The organism is Vibrio campbellii CAIM 519 = NBRC 15631 = ATCC 25920 (assembly GCF_002163755.1).
Taxonomy (GTDB): domain Bacteria; phylum Pseudomonadota; class Gammaproteobacteria; order Enterobacterales; family Vibrionaceae; genus Vibrio; species Vibrio campbellii.
In genome coordinates, this window is the sequence record NZ_CP015863.1 from 573,277 (window position 1) to 585,382 (window position 12,106).

Below are 12,106 nucleotides of genomic sequence, written 5' to 3' on the forward strand. Positions count from 1 at the left end.
ACAGATAGAAAAAGGGCTTGCTCATAGAGCAAGCCCTTATTGTTTTTACTGGGGCAGATTAGTCTTCTAGATCGCCACAGAAACGGTAGCCTTCACCGTGAATTGTCGCGATGATTTCAGGTGTACCTGATACTGATTCAAAGTGCTTACGAATACGACGGATAGTTACGTCTACAGTACGGTCGTGTGGCTTAAGCTCACGGCCAGTCATCTTCTTAAGAAGATCAGCACGAGTTTGAATCTTACCTGGGTTCTCACAGAAGTGCAGTAGAGCACGGAACTCAGAACGAGGCAGTTTGTAGCTATCACCAGCTGGGCTCACTAGCGAGCGGCTGTTGATGTCTAGCACCCAACCGTTGAACTCGTATTTTTCTACCGAGCGTTTCTCTTCCTGTACAGCGTTAATGCTCATAGAGCGGCTTAGCAGGTTGCGCGCACGGATAGTCAGTTCACGTGGGTTAAATGGTTTAGTGATGTAGTCATCAGCACCAATTTCAAGACCTAGGATCTTGTCTACTTCATTGTCACGACCAGTTAGGAACATCAGAGCGATGTTCGCTTGCTCGCGAAGTTCACGTGCTAGAAGGAGACCATTCTTGCCTGGAAGATTAATGTCCATAATAACCAAGTTGATTGAATTTTCAGACAACACTTGGTGCATCTCTTCACCGTCACTGGCTTCAAAAACAGCGTATCCCTCTGCTTCAAAAATACTCTTAAGAGTGTTACGAGTTACTTGCTCATCTTCAACGATAAGAATCTGCGGGGTTTGCATTGGCGGTACCTAAATTTGTGACAAAATTGTGCTAATAGAATAAATTCTAGGCAAAAATATAACATACAGGTAATGTGATTTTGATAATAAATCAAGTTGATCAAAAAAACACTTCTTTCAGTTATCCGCCCTCCTTGGAATTTTGCCAACTCACCAGTATCCAATGGCGACGTTTATTCTATAGGGCTTGTTTACCTTTCAATTCCAGTATTTATGGGGCCTGAAACGTAAACACCCTAAGATATGGAGCGGATTTTATATTGTTAACAGCATGCTAACAATGCTCAAATGTTAATTCCATTCAGTTTGTTGATTTACATCAATTGATGAAATGTAACTGTTATTAATCGTTTAAGAGTTATGATAGAAAAAAGTAATACGAACATAGACGCTTCGTTATGGAATGCTTATTCAAAGTCTTTCTTCCGTTTTCATGCTGAATGGCAGGTTACCAGCTACGCAGTGATAACTGCTTGGAACCCTTACAGTAATTTGCGGTCAAAAGAAGAGAATTGCATAAGTAATCATAAGCTCGAGAAACAATTAAACCACGTAAAGTACGTGCCTGTCACGGTAGGCGATCAGGCGTTTGAGTGGTTGGAAGAAAGTTACGCTGCGGAGTTAACCCCACAAGCGGCGGTAGAGTTGGCCAATAAGTTCCAGCAGAACGCGATTTACTACATTATTGATGACGAACTTTATTTGATTGCTTGTTCCGCTCCAGAGGTGATGCACAAGCTAGGGTCGATAACACCGCGACTCGTATAGAAGGATACTACTCACCTTAGCGTTGGTTCGGATGAGACAATTCACGGAGGAACTATGAGAGACATAACACCAGACATTTGTGACCAATTTGAGGACCAAGTTACCCTGCTGAGCTTACCATTGCAGAACTTTGGTCAACGCAGTGCCTTTCACGGCGAAATTGTCACTGTGCGCTGCTACCACGATAATTCCAAAGTACGTGAAGTACTGAGTGAAGACGGCACAGGAAAAGTGCTGATCGTGGATGGACACGGCTCTTGTCAAAAAGCTTTGCTTGGCGATCAATTGGCGATTCTTGGTATCGAAAATGGATGGGAAGGTATCATCGTTTACGGTGCGGTTCGTGATGTGGCGCAGATGTCACAGATGGACATCGGTATTCAAGCATTGGGTACATGCCCGTTTAAAACTGAGAAGCGTGGCATGGGAGAAGTCAACGTGACACTGACCATGCAAAACCAGATCGTACAACCTAAGCATTATGTGTATGCGGATTGGAATGGGGTATTAACTTCGAAAGAGGCGTTGGATTTTTAGAAGCGGAAACCTAGGCCTACTTCAAAGCCTTGTTGCCAGTCTTGATAATCCAGAGTGGCGTGAAGATCCAAGTTCTCGGTGATTTTCACGCGGCTCGATACTTCTGCGGCAAGGCTACTGCCTTCTTCACGTATGCCTTCTGTCGTTTCGCCTTTATAAGAACGCACCGTACTTTTTACTGTTACGCGATCGTTCAAGTGATAGCTGATACCACTTAAAAAGCCGCTCTGATTCTGAATTGGAGAGTTATTGACGCGAGCACCCACGTAAAGATCGACAGAATCAAACAGCTCATACGCGTACCCACCATCGATATTCCAGACATCAAAGCTGTCGGTTTGGTAGTTTTCACTAGAAATGAAAAGTTTGTGTGGAGACGAGGAAGTTTTGCCCGGTAAAGGCGGAAGATCACTGGCGACAGAAATGCCAGGCACAACGAACAGTAACAGAAAAATCCATTTTTTCATGTTGACCACTCCTTGTGTCTAACTTTGTTATTAGTATGTGCTAAAAGCTTCTCACTATTAAAGCATAGAATATGAAATCCAGCTCATTTATTTTCTGTTTAATTCGATCCTATGAACATTGATCACGGTTAAGTGTTTGTTAAGTAACGTCAGTAAAGGATGGCATTTTGATCTTGTGCTCAGCGTTTAAGATCGGCTCAAGGATCATTCGATGATTTGGTTTTTAGTGAGGCTCGAACTGTGCACAAAAAAGTAACCCAAACCGCTGTAACGGTAAATCCTTGTAATTACTTTGAAATATCAATGACATTGCGTAGCAGAAATCTCTGCAAGGCCGGAAAATAAACAATTTTTTGTTGACTCTGTTTACGAAACTCGGTAAACGTAGAGTTAAGCAAACACATAATTATCGTTGAATATTTATTTATGACATCTCACAGCCAAGTAGTAATGACCACAACCATTATTATTACCAACACGATCAATGTTGGGGCAGGCTGCTGAGCGAAAGAAATTCACAAAAAAGGCCTGTATCCAACAAGATACAGGCCTTTTTTTATGCTTTTTTATACAGAATTTAGACAGATTTAAGAAGATACATCGGAGGAAGGGATGCGAGTATTAAAGTTTGGCGGCTCATCATTAGCAGATGCAGATCGCTTTTTGAGAGCAGCGGATATCATCGCCAACAACGCACAACAAGAAGAAGTCGCAGTGGTACTTTCTGCACCTGGCAAAACAACCAACAAGCTGGTAGCGGTGATTGAAGGTGCGCTTCGCAATGGTGAAGCTGAACTGCAAATCAATGAGCTGGAAGCCTCTTTCAAAGCTCTATTTGCAGATATCCAAGTTGTATTACCAAACATCGATGGTGCAGCTTTCGATAACCAAGTTAAAACCTCACTTTCTCAACTTCGCCAGCTCGTTCATGGCATCAATCTTCTTGGCATGTGCCCAAACAACGTCAATGCACGCATCATTAGTAAAGGTGAACGCGTTTCGATTCAGCTGATGAAAGCGGTATTGGAAGCGAAAGGGCAACCAGCGCATCTTATCGACCCAGTTGAATACCTCTACGCAAAAGGCGATCACCTAGAAGCCATGGTCGATGTTGAAGTTTCAACTCAGAACTTCCGTCAGAACCCTCTTCCTCAGGGCCATGTGAATATTATGCCGGGCTTTACCGCAGGTAACGAGAAAGGTGAACTAGTTACATTAGGTCGTAATGGTTCAGACTACTCAGCAGCGGTTCTTGCGGCGTGTCTGCGCGCAGATTGCTGTGAAATCTGGACAGACGTTGATGGCGTGTACAACTGTGACCCTCGCTTAGTAGAAGATGCTCGTCTGCTTAAATCGCTTAGCTACCAAGAAGCGATGGAGCTTTCTTACTTCGGTGCTTCTGTTCTGCACCCGAAAACCATCGCACCAATCGCACAATTCCATATTCCTTGTCTGATCAAAAACAGCTTTAACCCACAAGGTGCGGGTACGCTGATTGGTCAAGACACTGGCGAAGATAACCTCGCTATCAAAGGCATCACGACGCTGAACGACCTAACGATGGTTAACGTGTCTGGCCCGGGTATGAAGGGTATGGTTGGCATGGCAAGTCGAGTATTTGGTGCAATGTCATCAGCAGGTGTGTCTATCGTTCTGATCACTCAATCTTCTTCTGAGTACAGCATCAGCTTCTGTATCGAAGCGCAAGACAAAGCAAAAGCACAACAAGTATTGGCGGATGCGTTTGAACTTGAACTAAAAGACGGTCTACTTGAACCAGTCGAGTTTATTGATGATGTGTCTATTGTCACTTTGGTTGGTGATGGTATGCGTACTTCACGCGGTGTTGCATCTCGCTTCTTCTCATCTCTTGCTGAAGTGAACGTAAACATTGTAGCTATCGCACAGGGCTCGTCTGAGCGTGCTATCTCTGCCGTAATTCCTGAAGACAAAATCTCTGAAGCGATCAAAGCGTGTCACGAGAACCTATTCAACTCTAAGCACTTCCTAGACGTCTTCGTGGTTGGTATTGGCGGCGTTGGTGGTGAGCTGGTGGATCAAATTGAGCGTCAACAAGCCAAGCTTGCGGAAAAAGGTATCGTGATTCGCGTGTGTGGCTTGGCAAACAGTAAAGGTCTTCTGCTTGATAGCGAAGGTCTGCCACTAGAGCATTGGCGTGACCGTATGTCGGCAGCGACAGAAGAGTTCAGCCTAGCGCGTTTGATTTCTTTGGTTCAACGTAACCACATCATCAACCCAGTATTGGTGGACTGTACTTCAAGTGAAGATATCGCGAACCAATACGCTGATTTCTTAGCGGCTGGTTTCCACGTAGTTACACCAAACAAGAAAGCAAACACAGCCAGCATGTCTTACTACCATCAGCTTCGCGATGTTGCGCGCAGCTCTCGCCGTAAGCTGATGTACGAAACAACCGTAGGCGCAGGTCTACCGGTGATCGAAAACCTACAAAACCTAATTTCAGCGGGTGATGAACTAGAGCGCTTCAGCGGTATCCTTTCTGGCTCTCTGTCATACATCTTCGGTAAGTTAGATGAAGGTATGAGCCTAAGTGAAGCAACCAACATCGCCAAGCAAAATGGCTTTACTGAACCTGATCCTCGTGACGATCTATCGGGTATGGATGTGGCGCGTAAGCTACTTATCCTTGCTCGTGAAGCTGGCATGTCTCTAGAACTAGAAGACGTTGTGGTTGACCAAGCTCTGCCACCAGGTTTTGACGACTCAGGCAGTGTTGAAGAGTTTATGGAGCGCTTACCAGAAGCGGACGCCTACTTTAAAGAGCTGTCAGCTAAAGCGGCAGAAGAAGGCAAAGTACTGCGCTACGTGGGTGAAATTGTCGATGGTAAATGCACGGTAAGCATCGCTGCAGTCGATGAAAACGACCCGATGTTTAAGATCAAAGATGGTGAAAACGCACTGGCATTCTACAGCCGCTACTACCAACCAATTCCACTGGTATTGCGTGGTTACGGTGCGGGTACTGAAGTTACGGCTGCTGGCGTATTCTCGGATGTGATGCGTACTTTAGGTTGGAAGCTAGGGGTATAACGACAATGAGTTCAGGTGATATGGATGTAGTGGTTTATGCCCCAGCATCAATTGGTAATGTAAGCGTAGGTTTCGACGTTCTGGGGGCGGCGGTGTCTCCAGTCGATGGTAAACTATTGGGTGACCGAGTATTGGTTAAGTCTGGGGCTGAGCCGTTCAGCCTAAAGACGGCGGGTGATTTTGTTGAGAAGCTGCCAACCGAGTCGAAAGAGAACATCGTTTACGACTGTTGGGTGGTGTTTGCTCGTGAGCTAGACAAAAAAGGTGTTGAGCTAAAGCCACTTGAAATGACGCTAGAAAAGAACATGCCAATCGGCTCAGGATTAGGCTCAAGTGCATGTTCTATTGTTGCTGCATTAGATGCATTAAACCGATTCCATGGTCAGCCGCTTAACGAGACAGAGTTACTGGCGCTGATGGGAGAAATGGAAGGTAAGATCTCTGGTGGTATTCACTACGATAACGTCGCGCCGTGTTACCTTGGTGGTGTGCAATTGATGCTTGAAGAGTTGGGTATCATCAGCCAAGAAGTGCCTTGCTTTGATGATTGGTTCTGGGTTATGGCGTATCCGGGTATCAAAGTATCAACAGCAGAAGCGCGTGAGATCCTACCATCTCAATACCGCCGACAAGATATCATTGCTCATGGTCGTCACCTTGCGGGCTTTATTCATGCGTGTCATTCTGGCCAGCCAGAACTTGCTGCAAAAATGATCAAAGACGTGATCGCAGAACCGTATCGTGAGAAACTGCTTCCGGGTTTTGCGAATGCACGTCAATACGCAGCGTCTGCGGGTGCATTGGCAACCGGTATTTCTGGCAGTGGTCCGACACTGTTCAGTATTTGCAAAGAGAAAGATGTCGCTGAGCGAGTTGCTCGCTGGTTAGAACAGAACTACGTACAAAACGAAGAAGGATTCGTCCACGTTTGTCGTCTAGATAAACAGGGTTCGAAAGTAACAGGAAGTGAGCTATGAAGCTTTACAATATAAAAGAAAATGATGAACAAGTTTCCTTTGGCCAAGCCGTTCGCCAAGGATTAGGCCGTAACCAAGGTCTATTTTTCCCATCGGAATTACCAAAATTTGAAGATGTTGATGCGCTGCTGGCAGAAGACTTTGTCTCTCGTAGCACGAAAATCCTATCAGCACTGATTGGCGATGAGCTGGCGGAAGAGCAAGTTAACGCATTGGTTGACGCTGCATTCCAATTCCCAGCGCCAATCAACCAAGTAAAAGACGGTGTTTACGCTCTGGAGCTTTTCCATGGTCCAACGCTTGCGTTTAAAGACTTTGGTGGTCGATTTATGGCGCAATCTCTTGCTGCAGTTTCGGACGGTGGCAAGATCACTATCCTAACGGCAACTTCTGGCGATACTGGCGCAGCCGTTGCGCACGCTTTCTATGGTATGGAAGACATCAACGTTGTGATTCTGTATCCGAAAGGCAAAATCAGCCCACTGCAAGAGAAGCTGTTCTGTACGCTTGGTAAGAACATCCATACTGTCGCGATCGATGGAGACTTCGATGCGTGTCAGGCTCTGGTTAAGCAAGCTTTTGATGATTCTGCACTGCGTGAAGAGATCGGTCTTAACTCTGCAAACTCAATCAACATCAGCCGTTTGATGGCGCAAATCTGTTACTACTTTGAAGCAGCTGCGCAAATGAGCAAACAAGAGCGTGAAAACCTAGTGGTATCAGTACCAAGCGGTAACTTCGGTAACCTAACTGCTGGTCTATTGGCAAAAGCACTGGGTCTACCTATTAAGCGCTTCATCGCTGCAACGAATGCCAATGACACTGTGCCACGTTACCTAGAAACGGGTCAGTGGGCGCCGAAACCAACGGTTGCAACAACATCGAACGCAATGGACGTGAGCCAACCAAATAATTGGCCTCGTATCGAAGAGCTATGCCGCGTGAAAGAGTGGGGCTTGGAGACGCTAGGTAAAGGTGCAGTGTCTGATGAGCAAAGCGCTCAGTCGGTGAAAGACCTATACGCACTTGGCTACCTATGTGAGCCACACGGTGCGATTGCTTACCGCGTTCTTGAAGAGCAGCTGCAAGAGGGTGAAACAGGTCTGTTCCTATGTACTGCTCACCCAGCGAAGTTCAAAGAAGTTGTGGATGATATTCTAGAATCCGACATCGACCTTCCTGCACCACTAGCGAAGCACGCTGCGATGGAGCTGCTATCGGAAGATCTCGACGCTGACTTTGACGCATTGAAACAAGTACTGCGCCGCGTGCAGTAAGCTTCAAAAGTACAGTAAGTAGCAAAAACAGAAATAACGAGAGGTGAATGAGTAATCATTCACCTTTTTTATTGCTAGTAAGTTTTAACTCTCTTTAAGATTGAAAAACGAACTTAACTACATGAGATGGAAAGAGCAGCATGCATTTTTTGATTTTTCTTGGCTCAGTCAGAGACAGTACGCCACCACGACCAGCGCGTTTAGGAATGCGAGTCAGTAGAGCGTGTGAAAAACTTATCGCGAGTCAGCACTCACAACATACGGTCGAAATCATTGACCCATTGAACTACGACTTTGGTGATGTGTTTAAGCCCGAGTTTGCTTATCACCGCTCAAAAGTGCCGGAGCACCTCAGCGAGTTGGCAGATAAAATCAAACATGCGGATGGGTATGTGATGGTTAGCCCGGAGTACAATCATTCGATGAGTCCTGCTTTGGCAAACATGCTTAATCACTTTGGCAGCTCGCTGTTTTCCTATAAGCCAAGTGCTATCGTGACCTATTCTGCAGGGCAATGGGGCGGCGCTCGTGCTGCAGTGTCGATGCGCACTTTCTTATCCGAGTTGGGATGCTTACCCGTGTCGGCAATGATCCATATTCCGAAAGCACAAGAGGTGTTTGATGAGCACGGTGTTGTTGCGGATGAGTCGGATCAGGCGCAGTGGGATAGCTATATGAATCGCACTTTGCATCAACTGATTTGGTGGGCAGAAGGGGCGTCATTGCAAAGAGAGAGGCTTGATCCAACTTCGTTGGCACAAGCGTTCAAGAAAGATCCTTCGCAAAGAAACGCACCTTAGAAAGATGAGTTCGCCACTATCGGAGGGGACTCGAAGGATCCAGAAACAAAAAAAGCTTGGTCATTGCTGACCAAGCTTTTTAAATTCTAGCAAGCTAGTTTACTGAGAGATTATAGAGACTCAGTAAAAGTACGAGCGATTACGTCACGTTGCTGTTCTGGAGTTAGCGAGTTGAAACGTACTGCGTAACCAGAAACACGGATAGTTAGCTGTGGGTAGTTCTCTGGGTGTGCAACTGCATCTTCTAGAGTTTCACGCTTAAGAACGTTCACGTTTAGGTGTTGACCGCCTTCAATGCGAGGAGCTGTTTCGATTGCTACTTCGCGGCTTTCGTAGTCACCTAGGTCGCTGATTGCGATAACTTGGTCTGCTTCATAAGTTGATGCTGCAGCAACACAACGCGCTTCGTTCTTCTCGCTATCTAGTAGCCAGATTGAGTTTAGTAGTTCGTCGTTAGCTGCTTTAGTAATTTGGATACCTTGGATCATCACTATCTCCTAGACCACTTACGTGGTGATTATTGGTGTTAATTTTCGAATTTTTGTCGAGCTAAGTATTATATAGCGAATATCCATTGTTTTAATATTGATTTAAGTCAAAAAACAACCAAAAACCTTAATTTTTTGAAGGTAATTTTCTTGCGCTAAATCAATAAAACTTTTGAAAACATACTATTTACAATTTATTTGATAATATAAAAAATATTTAATAGTTAGTTTTGTTGTAAATTTACTACAATATGAGCTCAAAACTTAACCTTGCTAACGCAACTGCCTGTATTTAGGTAGCCATACTGAAAGTCTAAAGTGATTAAATGACAAACATAAAAAACACGTTTGGAAACAAATTTATTGGTGCTCATGTCTCGGCTGCGGGCGGTGTTGACCAAGCGCCTCTTCGCGCTCGCGAAATTGGTGCGAATGCATTTGCTTTGTTTACCAAGAACCAACGTCAGTGGGTTGCGAAGCCGCTTGAAGAGAAAACCATTAGCGCATTCAAAGCGAACTGCAAAATGCTTGGCTTTGGCGCAGAGCATATTCTTCCCCATGATTCTTATCTGATTAACCTAGGTGCGCCGGAAGAAGAAAAGCTGAATAAATCCCGCGCGGCATTTATTGATGAGATGGAGCGTTGTAATCAACTTGGGTTAACGCTGCTGAATTTCCATCCTGGCAGTCATCTAAAGAAAGTGTCGGAACAAGAGTGCTTAGCGACGATCGCCGAGTCGATCAATCTTGCGCACAAAGCGGTGCCCAATGTGATCGCTGTGATTGAGAGCACAGCTGGTCAGGGGACAAACCTAGGTTGGAAGTTTGAGCACCTTGCTGAAATCATCGATCAAGTGGAAAACAAAGAGCGTGTTGGCGTATGTCTCGATACTTGCCACACGTTTACCGCCGGCTACGATCTGCGTACTAAAGAGGATTGTGAGCATACCTTTGCTGAATTCGATCGTATTGTTGGGATGCACTATTTAAGAGCAATGCATCTAAATGATTCAAAAGTTGAATTCGCTAGCAAGGTTGACCGCCATCATTCATTAGGTAAAGGCGAGATCGGTTGGAGTTGTTTTGAGTACATCGCTAAAGATCCGCGCTTTGATCGTATACCTCTGATTTTAGAGACAATTGATCCCGATATTTGGCAGCAAGAAATCAATACTTTGCGCAAATTCCATATCGAAGAGATCGCTAATTCGTAACGAAACAGCGAAGTTGGCATCCTTCTTTCTTAGCTAGATACATGAGCCATTCGCGCTTGTTTTAAATGCCTGAATCCAGAGTGGTATTTAGGCGAAGCTAGTTAGGAGGATGACAGCATGTCTCGACCAGTTTCTTTGAGCCCAGTGACACACACTCGACGAGTATTACGTTTACCAACCCCAAATCGCCATATATCAGGGCAGGGGCACTATCGAACGCCGCAGCGCAATTAGCGGTACTAGTTATCTAAGGCTGTATTAGGTGTCGCACCGGTCAACGCATACAGTTCGCGTATCCGTTTTTGAGAAGCCGTCTCAAGCTGGTGGTAAGTTTTTGTTTGTTTTGGTTTCGCTCGTTAGAATAGAGGGAAACTTTAGGATAGGAACCTTCCATGAATCAGTTACCCACTTGGCACGATGTAATCGGCGAAGAAAAACAGCAGAGCTACTTTGTCGACACTTTGAATTTTGTTGAAGCAGAGCGAGAGGCGGGCAAAGCTATCTATCCGCCAGCCAAAGACGTGTTCAACGCGTTTCGTTTTACCGAGTTCAATGACGTTAAGGTTGTGATTCTAGGACAAGACCCTTACCACGGCCCTAACCAAGCACATGGTTTGTGCTTCTCTGTATTACCAGGCATCAAAACCCCGCCGTCTTTAGTGAACATGTACAAAGAGCTGGCACAGGACATTGAAGGTTTCCAAATTCCTCAGCATGGCTTTTTGCAAAGTTGGGCAGAGCAAGGGGTGTTGCTACTGAATACTGTATTGACGGTAGAGCAGGGTAAAGCGCACTCGCATTCGAAAACTGGCTGGGAAACGTTTACTGACCGCGTTATTGAAGCAATTAACCAGCATCAAGAAGGTGTGGTGTTCTTGTTATGGGGGTCACACGCGCAGAAAAAAGGGCGTTTTATCGACCGTAATAAACATCACGTGTTAACGGCTCCGCACCCGTCACCATTATCTGCTCACCGAGGATTCTTTGGCAGTAAGCCATTCTCACAAGCAAACCAGATTCTTGTTCAGCAAGGGAAAGAAGTGGTCAATTGGCATTTGCCAATGACGGTATAAAGCCCACTTTTCCTCTTAATATAAAGAAAGAAAAAATAGTACAGCGATCGTGACAAGCAGCTCGCCGATCGAGTACGTCAGAGTGACGCTGAGTTTGTCTAAATCATAAAAATGGCGAAGTAAACGATTGCGTAAGCAGGGTTTGTTTCGTCACTTTCTTATCCAGTGGGAATCTCTAGGAAATTGTTTGGCTATTGCTATGAGTAAAAACTGAGGGAAATTCTCAACAGGTAAGAATTGGTGTTATGCCAATAGAGTCAGCTTCAAAATCCTCCCATTTTTTCGCTATCCATAAAAGACAAAAGGCACCATCTAGGTGCCTTTTGTACAAATTATAGTTTGATGTCATCCAGAGTGATGTCGTTGCAGACATCGAGTTCACGCAGTTCCTTGAGTAAAGTGCGTCTATCGTTCATTTCTTCAATTTCTCGCCACTTACGCTTCACTGGTTTCGAACGAGATTTGGTTGTTGAGGTAGTATCCAGACCAAATAGGTCATCGAGTTGAAAGCCTTCCATAAGCCACCTTTACCTTTTTCTATCTAAACTGTTATATCCAGTCCTTGTGGAGTTTTTTTTAGTACCACAATAGCCGTGAGGATAACCATGATATATTTCGCATTTGTGTCGGTAACATGACATTTTCGTGCAAAAATACT

The 12,106-nt window shown here is 45.1% G+C and carries 12 protein-coding genes and 1 other annotated feature; of the genes, 8 read left to right on the forward strand and 4 right to left on the reverse strand.

Annotated features, from left to right (window positions below):
- Positions 1-58: 58 nt before the first annotated feature.
- Entirely contained in the window at positions 59-775 is a 717-nt protein-coding gene (gene arcA / locus A8140_RS02780) for a two-component system response regulator ArcA (protein WP_005528652.1), read from the reverse strand.
- Positions 776-1,135: 360 nt separating this feature from the next.
- Here arcA and A8140_RS02790 point away from each other — a divergent pair, with 360 nt between their 5' ends.
- Both A8140_RS02790 and A8140_RS02795 read left to right on the forward strand, forming a co-directional pair.
- On the forward strand, positions 1,136-1,543 hold the full coding sequence (locus tag A8140_RS02790) for a DUF3293 domain-containing protein (RefSeq protein ID WP_005528650.1): 408 nt from the start codon (positions 1,136-1,138) through the stop codon (positions 1,541-1,543).
- Between the two features lie 54 nt (positions 1,544-1,597).
- Positions 1,598-2,080 (forward strand): putative 4-hydroxy-4-methyl-2-oxoglutarate aldolase, encoded by a 483-nt coding sequence (locus tag A8140_RS02795; RefSeq protein ID WP_005426466.1) that lies wholly within the window; start codon positions 1,598-1,600, stop codon positions 2,078-2,080.
- Here the strand turns inward: A8140_RS02795 and A8140_RS02800 are convergent.
- Entirely contained in the window at positions 2,077-2,547 is a 471-nt protein-coding gene (locus A8140_RS02800; protein ID WP_005528648.1) for a hypothetical protein, read from the reverse strand. The two genes, A8140_RS02795 and A8140_RS02800, sit on opposite strands and share 4 nt — an antisense overlap.
- 442 nt (positions 2,548-2,989) lie before the next feature.
- Positions 2,990-3,106 (forward strand) — a sequence feature (Thr leader region).
- A gap of 53 nt (positions 3,107-3,159) precedes the next feature.
- On the opposite strand from A8140_RS02800, the gene thrA reads away from it, so the two are divergent.
- From thrA to A8140_RS02820, 4 genes are all read left to right on the forward strand, one after another.
- Positions 3,160-5,619 carry a bifunctional aspartate kinase/homoserine dehydrogenase I gene (gene thrA / locus A8140_RS02805; protein ID WP_005534182.1) on the forward strand — a complete coding sequence of 820 codons (2,460 nt, stop codon included), beginning with the start codon at positions 3,160-3,162 and terminating at the stop codon, positions 5,617-5,619.
- A gap of 20 nt (positions 5,620-5,639) precedes the next feature.
- Positions 5,640-6,596 (forward strand): homoserine kinase, encoded by a 957-nt coding sequence (thrB, locus tag A8140_RS02810; protein WP_005534179.1) that lies wholly within the window; start codon positions 5,640-5,642, stop codon positions 6,594-6,596.
- The gene (thrC, locus tag A8140_RS02815; RefSeq protein ID WP_005534177.1) at positions 6,593-7,873 is read left to right on the forward strand and encodes a threonine synthase; all 1,281 of its coding nucleotides are present in this window, start codon (positions 6,593-6,595) and stop codon (positions 7,871-7,873) included. The genes thrB and thrC overlap by 4 nt, the downstream gene beginning before the upstream one ends.
- A 140-nt stretch (positions 7,874-8,013) precedes the next feature.
- Positions 8,014-8,673, forward strand: coding sequence for an NADPH-dependent FMN reductase (locus A8140_RS02820; RefSeq protein ID WP_005534175.1), 660 nt, complete (start codon positions 8,014-8,016; stop codon positions 8,671-8,673).
- 110 nt (positions 8,674-8,783) lie between these two features.
- On the opposite strand, the gene grcA is transcribed toward A8140_RS02820, so the two are convergent.
- Positions 8,784-9,161, reverse strand: a complete 378-nt coding sequence (grcA, locus tag A8140_RS02825; RefSeq protein ID WP_005426458.1) for an autonomous glycyl radical cofactor GrcA — start codon at positions 9,159-9,161, stop codon at positions 8,784-8,786.
- Between the two features lie 326 nt (positions 9,162-9,487).
- Here grcA and nfo point away from each other — a divergent pair, with 326 nt between their 5' ends.
- Positions 9,488-10,375 (forward strand): deoxyribonuclease IV, encoded by an 888-nt coding sequence (nfo, locus tag A8140_RS02830; RefSeq protein WP_005534172.1) that lies wholly within the window; start codon positions 9,488-9,490, stop codon positions 10,373-10,375.
- A gap of 392 nt (positions 10,376-10,767) precedes the next feature.
- Positions 10,768-11,448: a uracil-DNA glycosylase gene (gene ung / locus A8140_RS02840; protein ID WP_005534170.1), complete on the forward strand. Its 681-nt coding sequence runs from the start codon at positions 10,768-10,770 to the stop codon at positions 11,446-11,448.
- A 332-nt stretch (positions 11,449-11,780) separates the two neighbouring features.
- Here the strand turns inward: ung and A8140_RS02845 are convergent, their stop codons facing one another.
- Complete coding sequence (locus A8140_RS02845; RefSeq protein ID WP_005426455.1) at positions 11,781-11,966, reverse strand: DUF3545 family protein; 186 nt, start codon at positions 11,964-11,966, stop codon at positions 11,781-11,783.
- Positions 11,967-12,106: the final 140 nt, after the last annotated feature.

Bases quoted from the DNA above. Each gene is read 5' to 3' on its own strand.
- thrA (WP_005534182.1), top strand. From the start codon at position 3,160: ATGCGAGTATTAAAGTTTGGCGGCTCATCATTAGCAGATGCAGATCGC.
- A8140_RS02845 (WP_005426455.1), bottom strand. From the start codon at position 11,966: ATGGAAGGCTTTCAACTCGATGACCTATTTGGTCTGGATACTACCTCA.
- A8140_RS02795 (WP_005426466.1), top strand. From the start codon at position 1,598: ATGAGAGACATAACACCAGACATTTGTGACCAATTTGAGGACCAAGTT.
- A8140_RS02820 (WP_005534175.1), top strand. From the start codon at position 8,014: ATGCATTTTTTGATTTTTCTTGGCTCAGTCAGAGACAGTACGCCACCA.
- thrC (WP_005534177.1), top strand. From the start codon at position 6,593: ATGAAGCTTTACAATATAAAAGAAAATGATGAACAAGTTTCCTTTGGC.
- nfo (WP_005534172.1), top strand. From the start codon at position 9,488: ATGACAAACATAAAAAACACGTTTGGAAACAAATTTATTGGTGCTCAT.
- thrB (WP_005534179.1), top strand. From the start codon at position 5,640: ATGGATGTAGTGGTTTATGCCCCAGCATCAATTGGTAATGTAAGCGTA.
- grcA (WP_005426458.1), bottom strand. From the start codon at position 9,161: ATGATCCAAGGTATCCAAATTACTAAAGCAGCTAACGACGAACTACTA.
- ung (WP_005534170.1), top strand. From the start codon at position 10,768: ATGAATCAGTTACCCACTTGGCACGATGTAATCGGCGAAGAAAAACAG.
- arcA (WP_005528652.1), bottom strand. From the start codon at position 775: ATGCAAACCCCGCAGATTCTTATCGTTGAAGATGAGCAAGTAACTCGT.
- A8140_RS02800 (WP_005528648.1), bottom strand. From the start codon at position 2,547: ATGAAAAAATGGATTTTTCTGTTACTGTTCGTTGTGCCTGGCATTTCT.
- A8140_RS02790 (WP_005528650.1), top strand. From the start codon at position 1,136: ATGATAGAAAAAAGTAATACGAACATAGACGCTTCGTTATGGAATGCT.